The sequence below is a fragment of the Hydrogenophaga sp. GW456-12-10-14-TSB4 genome, from assembly GCF_059424305.1.
This window is the reverse complement of sequence record NZ_JBWKZH010000011.1, coordinates 43,366-60,371: the sequence shown is the minus strand read 5'-3', so window position 1 is coordinate 60,371 and position 17,006 is coordinate 43,366. Positions and strand designations below refer to the sequence as shown.

Annotated in this window: 16 protein-coding genes; 12 read left to right on the top strand and 4 right to left on the bottom strand. The window is 67.0% G+C overall.

Annotated features, from left to right (window positions below):
- Positions 1-21: 21 nt before the first annotated feature.
- Positions 22-936 carry a DMT family transporter gene (locus tag AC07ZS_RS08235; RefSeq protein ID WP_494798105.1) on the top strand — a complete coding sequence of 305 codons (915 nt, stop codon included), beginning with the start codon at positions 22-24 and terminating at the stop codon, positions 934-936.
- 18 nt (positions 937-954) lie between these two features.
- Here AC07ZS_RS08235 and AC07ZS_RS08230 read toward each other — a convergent pair whose 3' ends face one another.
- From AC07ZS_RS08230 to AC07ZS_RS08220, 3 genes are read right to left on the bottom strand one after another with little or no spacing between them, the layout of a single operon-like run.
- Complete coding sequence (locus AC07ZS_RS08230; protein WP_494798104.1) at positions 955-1,413, bottom strand: RNA-binding S4 domain-containing protein; 459 nt, start codon at positions 1,411-1,413, stop codon at positions 955-957.
- The gene (locus AC07ZS_RS08225; protein WP_494798142.1) at positions 1,410-2,801 is read right to left on the bottom strand and encodes a sensor histidine kinase; all 1,392 of its coding nucleotides are present in this window, start codon (positions 2,799-2,801) and stop codon (positions 1,410-1,412) included. The genes AC07ZS_RS08230 and AC07ZS_RS08225 overlap by 4 nt, the downstream gene beginning before the upstream one ends.
- A gap of 56 nt (positions 2,802-2,857) precedes the next feature.
- Positions 2,858-3,535, bottom strand: coding sequence for a response regulator transcription factor (locus tag AC07ZS_RS08220; RefSeq protein WP_494798103.1), 678 nt, complete (start codon positions 3,533-3,535; stop codon positions 2,858-2,860).
- Positions 3,536-3,670: 135 nt separating this feature from the next.
- On the opposite strand from AC07ZS_RS08220, the gene AC07ZS_RS08215 reads away from it, so the two are divergent.
- The 4 genes from AC07ZS_RS08215 (at position 3,671) to AC07ZS_RS08200 (ending at position 7,978) form a co-directional block, all read left to right on the top strand.
- Complete coding sequence (locus tag AC07ZS_RS08215) at positions 3,671-4,630, top strand: tripartite tricarboxylate transporter substrate binding protein (protein WP_494798102.1); 960 nt, start codon at positions 3,671-3,673, stop codon at positions 4,628-4,630.
- A 73-nt stretch (positions 4,631-4,703) separates the two neighbouring features.
- Entirely contained in the window at positions 4,704-5,237 is a 534-nt protein-coding gene (locus tag AC07ZS_RS08210; RefSeq protein WP_494798101.1) for a tripartite tricarboxylate transporter TctB family protein, read from the top strand.
- A gap of 22 nt (positions 5,238-5,259) precedes the next feature.
- On the top strand, positions 5,260-6,759 hold the full coding sequence (locus AC07ZS_RS08205; RefSeq protein WP_494798141.1) for a tripartite tricarboxylate transporter permease: 1,500 nt from the start codon (positions 5,260-5,262) through the stop codon (positions 6,757-6,759).
- A 265-nt stretch (positions 6,760-7,024) separates the two neighbouring features.
- Positions 7,025-7,978 (top strand): DUF6882 domain-containing protein, encoded by a 954-nt coding sequence (locus AC07ZS_RS08200; RefSeq protein ID WP_494798100.1) that lies wholly within the window; start codon positions 7,025-7,027, stop codon positions 7,976-7,978.
- A gap of 5 nt (positions 7,979-7,983) precedes the next feature.
- On the opposite strand, the gene AC07ZS_RS08195 is transcribed toward AC07ZS_RS08200, so the two are convergent.
- Positions 7,984-9,225 carry a hypothetical protein gene (locus AC07ZS_RS08195; RefSeq protein ID WP_494798099.1) on the bottom strand — a complete coding sequence of 414 codons (1,242 nt, stop codon included), beginning with the start codon at positions 9,223-9,225 and terminating at the stop codon, positions 7,984-7,986.
- A 209-nt stretch (positions 9,226-9,434) separates the two neighbouring features.
- Here AC07ZS_RS08195 and AC07ZS_RS08190 point away from each other — a divergent pair, with 209 nt between their 5' ends.
- From AC07ZS_RS08190 to AC07ZS_RS08160, 7 genes are all read left to right on the top strand, one after another.
- Positions 9,435-10,922 carry a sigma-54 interaction domain-containing protein gene (locus AC07ZS_RS08190; RefSeq protein ID WP_494798098.1) on the top strand — a complete coding sequence of 496 codons (1,488 nt, stop codon included), beginning with the start codon at positions 9,435-9,437 and terminating at the stop codon, positions 10,920-10,922.
- 167 nt (positions 10,923-11,089) lie between these two features.
- Positions 11,090-12,298 (top strand): substrate-binding domain-containing protein, encoded by a 1,209-nt coding sequence (locus tag AC07ZS_RS08185; RefSeq protein WP_494798097.1) that lies wholly within the window; start codon positions 11,090-11,092, stop codon positions 12,296-12,298.
- Positions 12,299-12,432: 134 nt separating this feature from the next.
- Positions 12,433-13,194, top strand: a complete 762-nt coding sequence (locus tag AC07ZS_RS08180) for an ABC transporter ATP-binding protein (RefSeq protein WP_297401241.1) — start codon at positions 12,433-12,435, stop codon at positions 13,192-13,194.
- A complete protein-coding gene (locus tag AC07ZS_RS08175; protein WP_494798096.1) occupies positions 13,191-13,928 on the top strand; it encodes an ABC transporter ATP-binding protein in 738 nt (245 codons plus the stop codon). The genes AC07ZS_RS08180 and AC07ZS_RS08175 overlap by 4 nt, the downstream gene beginning before the upstream one ends.
- Positions 13,925-14,911, top strand: a complete 987-nt coding sequence (locus AC07ZS_RS08170) for a branched-chain amino acid ABC transporter permease (RefSeq protein ID WP_494798095.1) — start codon at positions 13,925-13,927, stop codon at positions 14,909-14,911. Before AC07ZS_RS08175 ends, AC07ZS_RS08170 begins: the two co-directional genes overlap by 4 nt.
- A gap of 14 nt (positions 14,912-14,925) precedes the next feature.
- A complete protein-coding gene (locus AC07ZS_RS08165) occupies positions 14,926-16,029 on the top strand; it encodes a branched-chain amino acid ABC transporter permease (protein ID WP_494798094.1) in 1,104 nt (367 codons plus the stop codon).
- On the top strand, positions 16,026-16,901 hold the full coding sequence (locus AC07ZS_RS08160) for an alpha/beta fold hydrolase (protein ID WP_494798093.1): 876 nt from the start codon (positions 16,026-16,028) through the stop codon (positions 16,899-16,901). The genes AC07ZS_RS08165 and AC07ZS_RS08160 overlap by 4 nt, the downstream gene beginning before the upstream one ends.
- Positions 16,902-17,006 lie beyond the last annotated feature (105 nt).

Sequence of the window (17,006 nt, the reverse complement as noted above, 5' to 3'; positions counted from 1 at the left end):
GGCCTGACCGACAATCGGGGCATGACCACTGCCACCCACGCCCCCGCGGCCCTGAGCCGCGCCGCCTTCGCCACCCTGCTGCTCATCGCCTTCATGATGGGGGCCAACCACGTGGCCGCGCGCCTCGCGTTCGACCACGGTGTGAGCGTGGCCACGGCCGTGGCCTTTCGCAGCACCGTGACCGCGCTGGTGGTTGCCGCCATCCTGCTGGCCTACCGCGTGCCGATGCGCCTGCAGGCGCGGCACAGCAAGGCCTTGCTGGGCATCGGCCTGCTGGTGGGGGTGCAGAGCCTGTGCCTCTACGCGGCGGTGGCGCGCCTGCCCGTGGCCCTGGCGCTGCTGGCCTTCAACACCTATCCCTTGTGGACCGCGCTCTGGGCCCGCGTGTTCTACGGCCAGAGGCCGCAGCCGCGCGTGCTCAAGGCCATGCCGGTGATGCTCATCGGTCTGGCGCTGGCGCTCGACGTGTTCGGGGCGGCATCGGGGCTGGGGGCGTCCGGCCACTGGGCCCGGATCGGCGTGGGCGTGGCGTTTGCGCTGGCCGCGGCCGCCACCTTCGGCCTGGCGCTGGTGCTGACCCAGCAGGAAACCGCCGGGCTCGACGGTCGGTTGCGCACCGCGACCACCATGGCCATCGTCGCCGTGATGGCCATGGCGGCGGCCACCGCGCAGGGCGGCCTGTCCCTGCCCAGCGCACCCACGGGATGGTGGGGGCTGCTGGGCCTGACCTTCCTCTATGGCACGGCCTTCACCATCATGTTCACGGTGCTGCCCAAGCTCGGCGTGGTGGGCAACTCGGCCATCATGAACATCGAGCCCATCTTCGCGCTGGTGCTGGCCTGGGCCATCCTGGGGCAGGCCATCGCCCCGGTCCAGGTGGTCGGCGGACTCGTGGTGGTGGCCACCGTGATGTGGCTGGGCCTGCGCAAGGGCTAGGGCCAGGGCCTGTTCACCCTATTCCTCGTCGTCCAGCGAGGCGCTCCAGCGCTCGTTCCATTCGCCGCGCGGCGGCGCGTCGCGCAGGTCTTCGATCTGGCGCCGGTCTCGTTTGGTGGGCCGGCCCATGGGCTGGCTGTGAGCGGGCTCTGGTGCCAGGCGCCGCCGTTCGGCGGCTTCGCTGCGCAGCTTGAGCGAGGCGGCGGTTTCCTCGTAGAGCAGGGCGGCCACCGGCGCCGGGCCGCGAACGCCGCTCAGGCCTTTCACGATCACGGTGCGCGTGTCCGGCCCGATGCGCAGTTCGAGCGTGTCGCCCGGCTTCACGTCGCGCGAGGGTTTGACCGGCAGGCCGTTGAGCCGCACGTGGCCTTTGTCGATCGCTTCGCTGCTCAGGCCGCGCGTCTTGTAGAAGCGCGCGGCCCAGAGCCATTTGTCCAGGCGCACCTTGTCGCTGGCGGGGTCGGGGGCAGGTTTCATGGGGTGACGGGGGCCATGGCCAGGGGCAGGCGCACGATCGCGTCCAGCCCGATGACCTGACCCTGATGGGTGCGGTTGTCCAGTTCGATGCCGCCGTCGAGCGACAGCACGATCTCGCGGCAGATCGCCAGGCCCAGGCCGGAGCCCGACACGCCGGGTGCGCGCTGCTGGTCGGTGGCGAAGGGCTGGAACAGGCGCTCGCGCAAGCCGGGCGAGATGCCGGGACCTTCGTCGCGGATGGTGAGTGCGGCGGTCTGCCGGTCCACCACCAGGTGCACCGACAAGCAGGAGTCTGCGGGCGTGTTCTTGATCGCGTTGTGCAGCAGGTTGCGGCTGAGTTCGCGCAAGGCCCATTCGTGCGCCTGCACCGGTGCGGCCTGTGTGTCGAGCGAAAAATCGAGCGAGCGGTCGGCGATCAGGGCCGACAGGTCGAGCGCCACCGCGCGCACCACCCCGGACCAGTCGATCACCGGCGGTCGGCCGTCCTGGCGCAACTGCTCCACCTTGGCCAGCGCCAGCATCTGGTTGGCCAGCTCCGTGGCGCGTTCCACGGTGTGGCTGATCTCCTCCAGGGCTTGCTGAGGAGGCACGTCGCCGCGCCGCGCCGACTGCACCTGGGTCTTGAGCACCGCCAGCGGCGTGCGCAACTGGTGCGAGGTGTCGCGCACGAAACGCTTCTGGTGTTCCAGAAGGTGCGACAGGCGCTGCATGTGCTGGTTGGTCGCGTCCAGCAAAGGCAGCAGTTCGCGCGGCGCGTCTTGCGTGGAGAGGGGCGAGAGGTCGTTCTCGTTGCGCATGCCCAGCGCGTGGCTGAGCGCGCGCACCGGGCGCGTGGCGCGCTGCACGACAAACACCACCACCAGCGCGATCACCACCACCAGACCGGCCTGCCGCCACAGCGTGTCGATCAGGATCTGGCGCGCCAGCGTCTGGCGCAACTCCAGTGTCTCGGCCACCTGGATGGTGGCCATGCCCTGTTCGTACACGCCTGAGACCGGCTGCAGAAGCACCGCCATGCGCACCGGCATGCCCCGGTACTCGTCGTCGTAGAAGTTCACCAGCGCGGCATACAGGTTTTTCTGTGGAATGTCGCGGCGCCAGTCGGGCATGTCGTCGAAGCCTGAGACCATCTCACCTTTGAGGCCGTTCACGCGGTAGAAGATGCGACTGCGGTTGTCGGCCTCGAAGGCCTCGAGCGCCGAGTAGAGCAGGGTGGACTCCACCCGCACGTTCTCGCCCGAACCGGTGACCCGCAGCTGTTCGCCGAGCGACTTCGCGGTCGCCAGCAGGGTGCGGTCGTAGGCGGTGTCGGCGGCGTCGAGCGCCTGGCGGTACAGCACGACGGTGTTGATCACCACGAAGGCGAACACCGGCAGCAGGATGCCCATGAGCAGCGTGCGGCGCAACGACGCCGCGCGCGCCCGGGGGGGCTGGGGCGCGGGCTTCAAGCCGTGGCCTTCAGCAGATAGCCCAGGCCGCGCAAGGTGACCAACTGCGCGCCGGTGTGGGCGATCTTCTTGCGCAGGCGGTAGGCCACCACCTCGATGGCCTCCGGCTGCACCTGGTGCTCGCCTGGAAACACCAGCTCGAACAGGCGCTCCTTGGCGATGGCGTGCCCGGGCTTGCCCAGCAGGGCCTGCAGCAACGCCAGTTCGCGCGGCGCGAGCTCCATGGGGCGACCGTCAAAGTACACCGCACCGCTGTCCTTCTCGACGTGCATGCCGCACCACGCCGGCCCGCGCGCGGTGTTCTCGGCGCTACCGCCCGAGCGCCGCACCAGGGCTCGCACGCGCGCCTCGAGCTCGTCGAGGTCGAAGGGCTTGGGCATGTAGTCGTCCGCCCCCGTGTTCAGGCCGAGGATGCGGTCGCCCACCGTGCCGCGCGCGGTCAGCACGATCACCGGCGTGCTCAAGCCCGCGGCGCGCGCCTGGCTCAACACCTCCAACCCGTCCAGGCCGGGCAGGCTCAGGTCGAGCAGCACCGCATCGGGCAGGCTGGCCTGCCACAGCGCGAGCGCGCGGGCGCCGTCCTCGCAGCCCAGCACCTGCATGCCGCGCCGCTCGAAGCTGCGCCGCAGGGTGGTCTGCATGGTGGCGTTGTCTTCGATCAGGAGCAGCTTCATGGCCGTCGATTATGGGCGCGGCACGTGGGACCGTTCGTTGCATTCCTAGGGTTTTCACCAATGAATCGGACAGCGAACTGACAGCGAGCAGGCAGAAGATAGGGACATCGGTTCAGCCACTCCAGGAGACAAACCATGCGTCGCGATACCTTCCTCAAATCCCTGGCGGCGCTGGCCGCTGCTGGCGCGTTGCCCAACGCAGCCTGGGCCAATGCCAACATCAAGATGATGATTCCCGCCAACCCGGGCGGCGGGTGGGACGGCACCGGCCGCGCACTCGGTGACGCCATGCGCGATGCCGGTGTGGCCGCCTCGGTGACCTACGAGAACAAGGGTGGCGCGGCAGGGGCCATCGGCCTGGCGCAGTTCTACAACGCGAGCAAGGGCGACCCCAATGCGCTGATGGTCATGGGCGCCGTCATGCTCGGCGGCATCATCACCGGCAAGCCACCGGTGTCCGTCACCCAGCTCACGCCGATTGCGCGCCTGAGCACCGAGTACAACGTGTTTGTGCTGCCCGCCAACTCGCCCTTCAAGTCCATGAAAGACGTGGTCGAGCAGCTCAAGAAGGATCCCGGCAGCATCAAATGGGGCGGCGGCTCGCGCGGTGCCACCGAGCACATTGCCGCGGCCCAGATCGCACAGCTGGTGGGCGTACCCGCTTCCAAGATCAACTACGTGCCGTTCCGCGGCGGTGGTGAGGCCACGGCGGCCATCCTGGGTGGCAACGTCACCGTCGGTGGCAGCGGCTACAGCGAGTTCCAGCAGTACATCGAGAGCGGCAAGATGCGCGCCATCGCCATCACCTCGGCCCAGCGCGTCAAGGGCATCGACGTGCCCACGCTGAAAGAGCAGGGCATCGACGTGGAGATCGGCAACTGGCGCGGCGTCTACGGCGCGGCCGGCATCACCCAGGCCCAGCGCGACGCGCTCACCGCGATCGTCGTCAAGGCCACGCAGAGCAAGTCGTGGGCTGCCGCGGTCGAGAAGAACAACTGGACGCCCGCCTTGTTGACCGGCAAGGCCTTCGAGGAGTTCGTGGACAAGGACTTCTCTTCCCTGCGCGCGACGATGGTGCGCGCCGGCATGGTCTGACCCTGCCTCGCCGCAGAGCCCTCACCCTGGTGTGCTTGCGCGCCGGGGTGATCCGTTTGGACAAGGATCCGTTATGAACCCCTCTCCCCAGGCGGACGCTGCGGCGCCCGACCACCGCCCTGGCCAGCTGGCCATGGGCATCGGCGCGTTGATCGTGGCCGCCGTGCTCGCCTTCGGCGCGGCGGCGATTCCCTCCGACGCGGGCTATGCCGGCGTCGGCCCCGACTTCCTGCCCTGGGTGGTGAGCGCGGCGCTGGCGATCTGCGGCGTGATGCTCATCTGGGAAGTGCGCACCGGCGGCTACCGCCACATGGAAGAACCCTCGGGCGCACCGCGCGGCGACTGGCGGGCACTGGCCTGGGTCTCGGCCGGCGTGCTGCTCAACGCGGCGCTCATCACCACCATCGGCTTCATCCTCAGTTGCGCGCTGTGCTTCGCGCTGGCCGTGCGCGGCCTGCGCGCCAGCGAGGGAAAACCCATCGGCGACCTGCGCCAGACCGTGAAGGACGCGGTCACCGGCATCGTCATTGCGGCGCCCGTGTACTGGTTGTTCACCAAGCTGCTGGCCGTGAACCTGCCGGGCTTGACCGCCAGCGGCTGGATCTGAACGAGAAGGCGGAACCGACATGATGGACACCTTCAACCAACTGCTCGCGGGCTTTGCCACCGCCGGCACCCCGATCAACCTGCTGTGGGCCTTCGCGGGCTGTGCGCTCGGCACCGCCATCGGCGTGCTGCCCGGGCTGGGCCCGGCCGTCACCGTGGCCATGCTGCTGCCCATCACGGGCCAGGTCGAGCCCACGGCTTCCATGATCTTCTTCGCCGGCATCTACTACGGCGCCATGTACGGCGGCTCGACCACCTCCATCCTGCTCAACACGCCGGGCGAGACCGGCACCATGGTCACCGCGCTGGAAGGCTTCAAGATGGCCAAGAGCGGGCGCGCGGGCGCGGCCCTGGCCACCGCCGCCATCGGCTCCTTCGTGGCCGGCACCATCGCCACCATCCTGGTGACCCTGTTCGCGCCCATGCTGGCCGAGTTCGCGGTCAAGCTCGGCCCGCCCGAGTATTTCTGCCTGATGCTGCTGGCTTTCACCACCGTGAGCGCGGTGCTCGGTCAGAGCACGCTGCGCGGCCTCACCGCGCTGTTCTTCGGTCTGGCGCTGGGCCTCGTGGGCATCGATCAGATCACCGCCCAGGTGCGTTACACCGGCGGCATCCTGGAGTTCATGGACGGCATCGAAGTGGTGCTGGTCGCCGTCGGCCTGTTCGCCGTGGCCGAAGCGCTCTACAACGCGCTCTACGAAGGCCGCAGCGAGGCCACCATGAACAAGATGAACAAGGCGCACATGACGCGCAGCGAATGGCGCCGCTCCTGGCCCGCCTGGTTGCGCGGCACCGCCATCGGTTTCCCCTTCGGCACCATCCCCGCCGGGGGCACCGAGATCCCCACCTTCCTCAGCTACGCCACCGAACGCAAGCTGGCTGCGCCCGAGCACAAGGCCGATTTCGGTACCGTCGGCGCCATCGAAGGCGTGGCGGGGCCCGAGGCCGCGAACAACGCGGCCGTCACCGGCACGCTGGTGCCGCTGCTCACGCTGGGCATTCCCACCTCGGTGACCGCCGCCATCCTGCTGAGTGCGTTGCAGAACTACGGCATCAACGCCGGTCCGCAGCTGTTCCAGACCTCGTCCGCCCTGGTGTGGGCGCTGATCGCCTCGCTCTACATCGGCAACGTCATGCTGCTGGTGCTCAACCTGCCCATGGTCGGCCTGTGGGTCAAGCTGTTGAAGATTCCTCGCCCGCAGCTCTACGCCGGCATCCTGATCTTCGCCACCGTGGGCGTGTACGGCATGCGCCAGAGCGCGTTCGACCTCTTCCTCATGTACGGTCTGGGCCTGCTCGGCGTGGTGATGCGCCGCTACGACTTCCCTACGGCACCGGTGATCGTGGGCCTCATCCTCGGCCCCATGGCCGAAGCGCAAATGCGCAACGCCCTGTCCATCGGCGAAGGCAGCTTCATGGTCTTCCTGCAGCGACCCATGTCGGCCACGCTGCTGGCCGTGGTGCTGCTGGTGTTGGTCCTGCCGCGCTTGATGGCCCGGTTCAAGGGGCCTGCCCCGAGTTAGCCTCGGCGCGATTTGATCGATCGGCTTGGAAGAATCCCGGGTCTGGATGGCCTTGGCTGTGACATGCATACAACGCGACGGACGCTCATGCATTGTTGGCATCACCCGCGGTATCTGCCTGCGCCTGAACTCGGGTGCCGATATCTGGAACGAATGACGGGTTGGCGGCAACGAGATGCCGTCTCTCGCTAGGTCAAAGTCCTTCTGGATCGTCAAGCCTGTCAGCCTTGACAGGAGATGGACGATCGATTCCGAATTACCGAGCATGGCCGCCCATGAACAGCGTGGGAGGCAAGCCCGCCTTCGCGCGTTGAGTCAATGGCAACTTCGCGAGATTCGGGTTTCTGCAATGAACACTTCCAGATCGGTTGAACAGGCTCATCAAGAGTTGAAAGACGCCTGCATCGCTTTCGTGCGTGGGCGGCCATGGGAGTCCGTGACCTGCCACGCGGTCATCCTGAACAAGATGGCGCGCATTCAGTTCTATTTGCTTCACGACAACAAGATCGAGCGAGAGCGGCTTGCCGGAACCGACGCAGTGGCCGCGCCTGAAGATGCCGCGCTCTTTCTTCGTGACGATCTCCTGCAGACGACCGGCGAGCGCCTCTGGGGCCTGACGTTCACCCTGTATCCCGACGGCAGGTTCAACATCGAGTTCGACTGCAACATGCCCAAAGGCCATGAGGCCACATCGGCGCCCGGCGAACCGTTGTCCGTGGCGGAGCGACTGCCGCGCGCCTGGGACAGGATGGCCGCAGCCCTTACCTCGCCGCAATCGTTCGAGGACCAATGGCTGGTCACCGCCATGGCCTGGCTCGATCAACAGACAGCGAAACACCGTCAGGCCTGGGGCCTGGGCAGCGAAACCCGATGGCACTTCGATATGGGCATAGGCTTCTTGCACTGGACCTTTGCAGACGGTCGCATGATGCAGGCCACCGCGCAGGTGGTGGGGATCTACAGCTCGGGAGAGGGGCGTTTCACGTGGGGTTGGGCGCATCCCTCGGTGCCCAAGCATTTGCAGCGCGCTGCGGAACAGGTGCGCACCCTGGGCTTTGAACGGTGGATCACGCGGGTCGTGAGCTGCTCACAGGAGGAAGCGTGGCAGTTTGCTGCCGTGGCCGCGCAGCACGACGGCGCTGCCGGCGCCTACCGAGGCGACACCGACGGCACCTGGATGTACTTGAGCTTTGATGAACCCAAGACGGTGGCGCGTTGAGGGATTCACCAGCCGCTCTCGAAAAGCATCCGTTCCAGGCAACGGCTGGCCTCCACCGTGTCGTGGGTTTGGGCCAGCAGGAAAACGGCATCCCTGTCGGCGCGCTGCACGCCGATCTGGGCCAGGACTTCGTTCAACCATGCCGCGTTGTTCTGCCGAATCAACTCGATCACGCAATGCACGGCATAGGAAGGGTTTTCTTCCGCCATTTTCATCTTGGCGGATGACTCGTGCGGGGATGGGAAGTCGGCGTGCAGGGCTGCTTCTCGGCGGTTCAGCTCGCGCGTCGAGAAAAAGGACCGGATGCCTCGGTACACCCGGTAGCCCGTATAGACCAATCCCGTGGCGATGGCCACGAAGCCCAGGGGTGGAAAGACGAATGCGAGTGCACTGAATACGAAGGCGAGAACCCCTGCGATCGTCTCGATTCGGGCCTTGGTCCGCTTGTCTCGCGCCTTGTGCAGTTCGCTGCTTCTTCTGCGGTGGATGTGTTGCATCAGATGGGTTTGCAACGGTGTCCTGACGGCCGTCGATGCGCCGTTTTCGATCTGGCGCAGGGCTGTTTTGGCGCGCTGGATCAGCCGGCTCGACGCATACCATTTGACGACGCCCGCCAGCACCTGGAATGCCGACCCGAGCACCCCCATGATGCTGACGGCCAGCGAGATCCACGTGCTGGCCTTGAAGGCCAGCTTCAGGATGGAGAACACGCGCGACGTCCACGACACGATGGCGTAGCGCACGACATCGACGATGTGTTCCGGCGCCTGCTGAAGGGCCGCGTCCAGCTGAATCTTCGACGAGCGCGCTTGCCAGGCCTGCCTGGCCGCGTCGCAGAGTTCCTGCACATCGGCCGGGCTGGCTTTCGATGCCATGGCCCGACGATGCGCATCGTCGAGAGCGAGCTGGCTCTGCGCGAAGGCGGCCTGGGTTTCCTTTCGGCGCGACAAGGTCTGACAGGTGTTCGACAAGTTCTTGATGGCCGAGCCGGTTTCGATGGCGCCGCCAATGCAGTGAATGGCCTGGAAGGCGCCCAGCGCTTCCACCGGAAAACCGTCGCTGATCGGGGCGCGGTCTTCGAGTCCGGTTTTTTCCAGAGGCGCTTTGCTCAACCCGGCGGCAACGCCCTGGGGACCCCGGGTGAGGTAGGCGATGCCGCAGGCGGCGTCGAGCTGTGAATGCAGGCGCCTGGCCGTCGCCGAGCCTTCGAGGTGCCTTGGGTCTCTGACCGGTGCCTGGGCGATCACATGCGCTTCCCCCGATGAGCCACCATGCGGGAGACTGTCTGCCCCGCCGTTCACGCCGTCAAGGAGTGGCAAAGGGCATGTCGAAAGGGAGGGGGCCGATGAAAGAACCATGGGAATGTCGGCTTCAGCTTGTTTTTCTCAGATTAGTCCCTATTCATTACTTTTTGATGACGGAATGAACGCGGACCTGTGAGGGGTACCATCCCGCCATGACCCGGGACAACCGCCTGCCGCGCGACGCGCAAAGCATCCTCGAACTCGCTGCGCGGTCGATGTTCGATCTGTTCGCCAACGCCAGCGAGGGCATGATGCTGGTGGACCGCGACGCGCGCGTGGTCTGGATCAACGACCAGTACCGCCGCTTCCTGCCGGCGCTCGGCTTCGAGCGTGAGGAAGACTTCGTGGGCCACCCGGTCTCGCGCGTGGTGCAGAACACGCAGATGCACCAGGTGCTGGCCACTGGCAAACCCATTCTCATCGACCTGCTGACCAACCGCGCGGGCACTTTCGTGGTGAGCCGCATCCCGCTGCGCGACGATGCGGGCGAGGTGATCGGCGTGCTGGGCATCGTGCTGTTCGACCACCCCGAGACCACGCTGCAGCCGCTCATCAGCAAGTTTGCGCGGCTGGAGCAGGACCTGAGCGAGGCCCGGCGCGAACTCGCCAGCCAGCGCCGCAGCAAGTACACCTTCGCCAGCTTCGTGGGCAGCAGCGCCGCCGCGCTCGAAGTGAAGCGCCAGGCGCGGCGCGCGGCGCAGTCGGCCAGCCCGGTGCTGCTGCTGGGAGAGACCGGCACCGGCAAGGAATTGCTTGCACACGCGATTCACGCGGCCTCGCCCCGCGCGGGGCGCTCGTTCGTGAGCGTGAACATGGCGGCCGTGCCCGACACGCTGCTGGAAGCCGAGTTCTTCGGCGTGGCGCCCGGGGCCTACACCGGCGCCGACAAGAAAGGCCGCGACGGCAAGTTCAAGCTGGCCGATGGCGGCACCTTGTTCCTCGACGAGCTCGGCGACATGCCGATGTCGGTGCAGGTGAAGCTGCTGCGCGCGCTGCAGGAAGGCGAGATCGAGCCGCTGGGCTCGAACAAGCTGGTGCGCTTTGATGTGCGCGTGGTCGCCGCCACCTCGCGCGACCTGCAGCAGATGGTGCGCGAAGGCAGCTTCCGCGAAGACCTGTACTACCGCCTCAACGTGTTGCCGATCCGCGTGCCGCCGCTGCGCGAGCGCCGGGACGACATCGCCTTGCTGATCGAAGCCCTGTGCGAAGACATCGCCGCGCGCGGCGGCGGCGCGCAACTGGAGCTCAACGCCGATGCCCAGGCCCTGTTGGCCGCGCAGCCCTGGCGCGGCAACATCCGCGAACTGCGCAACGTGCTGGAGCAGCTCGCGCTGCGCAGCGATTCGCACCACATCGCGGGCGCGCAGGTGGGGGCGGTGTTGCAGGAAGCCGGACTGCCCGCGTTGGCCCTCGCCTCGATGCCCACCAGCGCCGCGCCGCGCGCGCAGGCCGCGGGCGAAGTGCTGCGCCCGCTGCCCGAGCAGATCGCCGAGCTGGAGCAGCGCGCCATCGCCCAGGCCCTGGCACGCACCGGTGGCAACCGCACCGCGGCGGCGAAGCTGCTGGGCATCTCGCGCGCCAGCCTCTACGACCGGTTGGCGGCACAAGGTGATGCGTCTGAAATTCAGACGATTGACTGAATCTCAGACAATTCCGCGATCCGGGGCTGTCTGAAATCTGGACGTGCCGCAGTCAAGTTCGATGAAAATCCTTTGAAATCAAAGGCCTTGTCCTCTGGCACGAAGTCTGCAATAAGGAGCGCACGGCGCATCGCGCTGTCACGATCCTTCCAACCAGGAGACAAGACATGACTCACACCACCCGCCGCCTGGCGGTCATCGCGCTCGCCTGCACCGCAGCGTTGGGCACCTCGGTCGCATCGGCCCAGGCCAGCAAGGGCGAGATCCGCATCGCCCACATCCACAGCAAGACCGGCCCGCTCGAGGCGTATGCCAAGCAGACCCAGGCCGGGCTGATGATGGGCCTGAGCTATGCCACCGGCGGCACCATGATGGTGGGCGGCAAGAAGATCGTGGTGATCGAGAAGGACGACCAGGGCAAGCCCGATGTGGGCAAGAGCCTGCTGGCCACCGCCTATGCCGACGACAAGGTGGATCTCGCGATCGGCCCCACCGCCTCGCCGGTGGCGCTGGCCATGCTGCCCGTGGCCGAGGAATACAAGAAGATCCTGCTGGTCGAGCCCGCCGTGGCCGACTCCATCACCGGCGACAAGTGGAACAAGTACATCTTCCGCACCGGCCGCAACAGCAGCCAGGACGCCGCTGCCAATGCCGTGGCGCTGGACCAGCCGGGCAACGTCATTGCCATGCTGGCGAACGACAACGCCTTCGGCCGTGACGGCGTGAAAGCCGCCAAGGACTTCACCAAGAAGGCCAAGATCGTTCACGAGGAATACCTGCCCGTGGGCACGACCGACTTCACCGCCGGCCTGCTGCGCATCGTCGACAAGCTCAAGGACCAGCCGGGCACCAAGTACATCTCGGTCGGCTGGTCCGGCGCGCCCACCCCGTTCCCCAAGATCGCCGAGATGGAGCTGGAAAAGCGCTACGGCATCAAGCTCGCCACGGGCGGCAACATCCTGCCCGCCATGGTGGCCTACAAGCAGTTCCCCGGCATGGAGGGTGCGCTGTACTACTACTTCGGCATCCCGAAGAACCCGGTGAACGACGCCATGGTGGCCGAGCACTACAAGCAGTACAAGGCGCCGCCGGACTTCTTCACCGCCGGCGGCTTCTCGGCCGCGATGGCCGTGGTGACCGCGCTCAGGAAAACCAACGGCGACACCAGCACCAACAAGCTCATCCAGACCATGGAAGGCATGAGCTTCGAGACGCCCAAGGGCACGATGACCTTCCGCAAGGAAGACCACCAGGCCATGCAGAGCATGTACCACTTCAAGATCAAGGCCGACCCGGCTTTCGCCTGGGGTGTGCCCGAGCTGGTGCGCGAGATCAAACCCGGGGACCTTGCCATTCCTATTCGGAATGGCCGGTAACCCCCTGCGCCGCTGACGCGGCTTCCCCCTTGAAAAGGGGGACCATGCCAGTGGCCCGGCAAAGCCGGTTCCACGGCATGTCTGGAGGGGCGCCGCACTGGCGGCGCCTGATCATTCCGTTCCCCGGATTTCCCATGCTTGAAACCCAAGACCTCACGGTCCGCTTCGGCGGGCACGTGGCGGTGAATGCCGTCTCGTGCGCGTTCGCACCCGGTACGCTCACCGCCATCGTCGGCCCCAACGGCGCGGGCAAGACGACCTACTTCAACCTGATCTCGGGCCAGATCAAGGCCAGCGCGGGCCGTGTGTTGCTCGGTGGCAAGGACATCTCGGCGCTCGGCGCACCGGCCCGTGCGCAGGCCGGGCTGGGCCGGGCGTTCCAGCTGACCAACCTGTTCCCCAACCTCACGGTGCAGGAGAACGTGCGGCTGGCCGTGCAGGCGAGGGCGCGCGCGGGCCTGAACCTGTGGCGCATCTGGAGCGACCGGCGCGACCTGCTTCAGCGGGCCGACGAGGTGTTGGAAACCGTGGCCCTGGCCGACAAGCGCGACGCGCTGGCCTCCAGCCTGCCGCACGGCGACCAGCGCAAGCTGGAGGTCGGCATCCTGATGGCGCTGGAGCCGCAGGTCTTCATGTTCGATGAGCCCACCGCCGGCATGAGCGTGGACGAGGTGCCTGTGATCCTGAACCTCATCCGCAAGCTCAAGGAAGACAAGAGCAAGACCATCCTGCTGGTCGAACACAAGATGGACGTGGTGCGCGAACTCTCCGACCGCATCATCGTGCTGCACAACGGCGAACTCGTGGCCGACGGCGAACCCGCCACCGTGATCGCCTCGCCCGTGGTGCAGCAGGCCTACCTGGGCATCAACCCGGAAGAAGAGGTGAACGCATGAGCCAGGACCTGTTGACGCTCAAGGGCGTGCACACCCACATCGGTGCGTACCACATCCTCCACGGCGTGGACCTCGCGGTGCCCGCCAACCAGCTCACCATGCTGCTGGGCCGCAACGGCGCGGGCAAGACCACCACACTGCGCACCATCATGGGCCTGTGGCACGCCAGCCAGGGCACGGTGACACTCGACGGCCAGGACATCACGCAACGCCCCACGCCCGACATCGCGCGCAGCGGCGTGGCCTACGTGCCTGAGAGCATGGGCATCTTCTCGGACCTCTCGGTGCGCGAGAACATGCTGCTCGCCGCGCGCGGCGCGCGCAACCTGGACGACATCGACACCCAGCGCCTCGAATGGATCTTCGGCCTGTTTCCGGCCATGAAAAAATTCTGGCTGCACCCGGCCGGCAAGCTCAGCGGCGGGCAGAAGCAGATGCTGGCCGTCTCGCGCGCCATCGTCGAGCCGCGCAAGCTGCTGCTGATCGACGAGCCCAGCAAGGGCCTGGCGCCCGCCATCATCCAGAACATGATCGCGGCCTTCCGCGAACTCAAGGCCGCCAAGACCACCATCCTGCTCGTCGAGCAGAACTTCAACTTCGCGCGCCAGCTCGGTGACAGTGTGGCCGTGATGGACGACGGCCGCGTCGTGCACAGCGGCTCCATGGCCGAACTTGCGGCCGATGAGCAGCTGCAGTCGAAGCTGCTCGGTCTCTCTCTGGGAGCACATCAATGAAACTCAACGCCGACTTCGACTGGAAGCCGCTGGCCCTGGTGCCCGCGCTGGCGCTGCTCGCACTGCCCGCCGTGGGCAGCCCGTCCACCTGGCTCACGCTCACCGTGGCGGGCCTGGCCATGGGCATGATCGTCTTCATCATCGCCTCGGGCCTCACGCTGGTCTTCGGCCTCATGGACGTGCTCAACTTCGGCCACGGCGTGTTCATCGCGCTGGGCGCTTTCGTGGCCACCACCGTGCTCGCCAGCATGGGCAGCTACACCACGGCCGACAGCCTCTGGCTCAACCTCGTCGCGCTGCTGCCCGCCATGCTGGTGGCCATGGCGGTGGCCGGCGCGCTGGGCTGGGTGTTCGAGCGGCTCATCATCCGCCCGGTGTACGGCATGCACCTCAAGCAGATCCTCATCACCATGGGCGGCATGATCATCGGCGAGGAGATGATCAAGGTCATCTGGGGCCCGGGGCAGATCGCGCTGCCGTTGCCCGAGAGCCTGCGCGGCTCCTTCATCCTGGGCGATGCCTCGGTGGAGAAGTACCGCCTGCTGGCCGTGCTGGTGGGCGCGGCCGTCTTCGCCGCCATGGTGTGGACGCTCAACCGCACCAAGGTCGGCCTGCTGGTGCGCGCCGGTGTGCAGGACCGCGAAATGGTCGAGTCCCTGGGCTACCGCATCCGGCAACTCTTCATCGGCGTGTTCGTGGTGGGCAGCGCGCTGGCCGGCCTGGGCGGCGTGATGTGGGGCCTGTACCAGCAGACCGTGCTGCCGCAGATGGGTGCGCAGGTCAACGTGCTGATCTTCATCGTCATCATCATCGGCGGCCTGGGCTCCACGCTGGGCGCGCTCATCGGCGCGCTGCTGGTGGGGCTGATGGCCAACTACACCGGCTTCCTCATGCCCAAGGTCGCGCTGTTCTCCAACATTGCCCTCATGGTCGCCATCCTGCTGTGGCGGCCGCAGGGTGTGTACCCCGTCACCAACCGTTGAACAGGAGCTGAAGCATGCTGTCCCGTCTTCTGTCCAACGACCTGCCGCGCAGCCGATGGCTGGTGGCCTTGTTGATTGTTCTCTTCCTTGGGTTGGCGTTCGCGCCTTTCCTGTTCCCCGGCGTGAAAGCGCTCAACGTGGCAGCCAAGGTGCTGATCTTCGTGGCGCTGGTGGCCAGCTTCGACCTGCTGCTGGGCTACACCGGCATCGTCAGCTTTGCCCACACCATGTTCTTCGGCATCGGCGCCTACGGTGTGGCCATCGCGCTCAATGCGGCGGAAACGCCGTCGTGGGCGGCCATCCTGGTCGGCGTGTTCGGCGCGCTCGTCGTCTCGCTCGTGCTCTCGCTGCTGATCGGCCTGTTCTCCTTGCGCGTGAAGGCGATCTTTTTCGCCATGATTACGCTCGCCGTGGCCTCGGCCTTCCTCACGCTGGCCTCGCAGCTGTCCGACTTCACCGGCGGTGAGGACGGCCTGACCTTCCGTGTGCCCGAGCTGCTGTCGCCCGGCTTCACGCTGACCGAAGAACCGCTGCAGACGCCGCTGGGCGAGGTCGATCTGAACGGCCGGCTGATCACCTACTACCTGATCTTCCTGGCCGTCACCGCGATCTTCCTCACCATCCTGCGCATCGTGAACTCGCCCTTTGGCCGCGTGCTGCAGGCCATCCGCGAAAACGACTTCCGCGCCGAGGCGCTGGGCTACCGCACGGTGGTCTACCGCACGCTGTCCAACGTGCTGTCCGCCTCGTTCGCCACGCTCGCGGGCTGCCTGCTCGCGCTCTGGCTGCGCTACAACGGGCCGGACACCTCGCTCTCGTTCGAGATCATGCTGGACATCCTGCTCATCGTCGTCATCGGCGGCATGGGCACGCTCTATGGCGCGTTCATCGGCAGCGTGCTCTTCGTGGTGGCGCAAAGCTACCTGCAAGACCTGTTGCGCATGGCCGGCAGCGCCACCGAAGGCTTGCCGCTGCTGCCGGCCCTGCTCACGCCCGACCGCTGGCTGCTCTGGCTGGGCGTGCTCTTCGTGCTCTCGGTCTATTACTTCCCCACGGGCATCGTGGGCAAGCTGCGCGAGCGGGCCTCGCTGGCGCGGCTGAAAGGCGAGCAACCATGAACACCGCCGTCGCCACCACCGCCGTGACCCCGCGCTCGCGCTACCTCACCTGCGAGGGCCGGGAGATCCACTTCATGGACTGGGAGCCCGAGGCGCCCACGGGGCAAGTCGTCGTCGCCTGGCACGGCCTCGCCCGCACCGGGCGCGACATGGACCCGCTGGCCACGCACCTTGCCGCGCAGGGCTGGCGCGTGATCTGCCCCGACACCATCGGTCGTGGCCTCTCGGAATGGAGTCCGAAGCCCGAAGCCGAGTACTGCCTGGACTTCTACTCGCGCATCGCCACCGCGCTGGTCGACCAGCTCGCCATCAAGCGCTTTCACTGGGTGGGCACCTCCATGGGTGGCGCCATCGGCATGGTGTGCGCCGCCGGCCCGCTGCACGGGCGCATCGAACGCCTGGTGCTCAACGACATCGGCCCCAAGCTGGCCGACGCGGCGGTGCAGCGCATCCGCAGCTACGCGGGCAACCCGGCGGCCTTCGCCACCGTGAGCGAGCTGGAGCAGTACTTCCGCACCGTCTACAAGCCGTATGGCTACCTGAGCGACACCCAGTGGCGCCTGCTCACCGAAAGCTCGGCGCGCCGCCTGCCCGACGGCCGCGTGACGCCGCACTACGACCCGGCCATGGTGATGCAGTTCAGCCACCACCCCGCGGACTACGACCTGTGGCCCACCTACGACCGCATCGACGTGCCCGTGCTGTGCCTGCGCGGCGCGGACTCAGACCTGCTGCTGGCCGACACGGCCGAAGCCATGCGCGACCGCGGGCCGCGCGCGCTGGTGGTGACGATTGCCGGGTGCGGGCACGCACCGGCGCTCAACGTGCCGGAGCAGTTCGAGCTGGTGCAGCGGTTTCTGGTGGGGCACTGAGCCGGGCCGCGCGGACGACGCGGGGGTTCAACTAACATGGCGGCTGGTGCCCGCCCGCACCCCCAGGAGCCGTGTTATGCGTTCTGAGTTCTGCGTTTCCGCGCT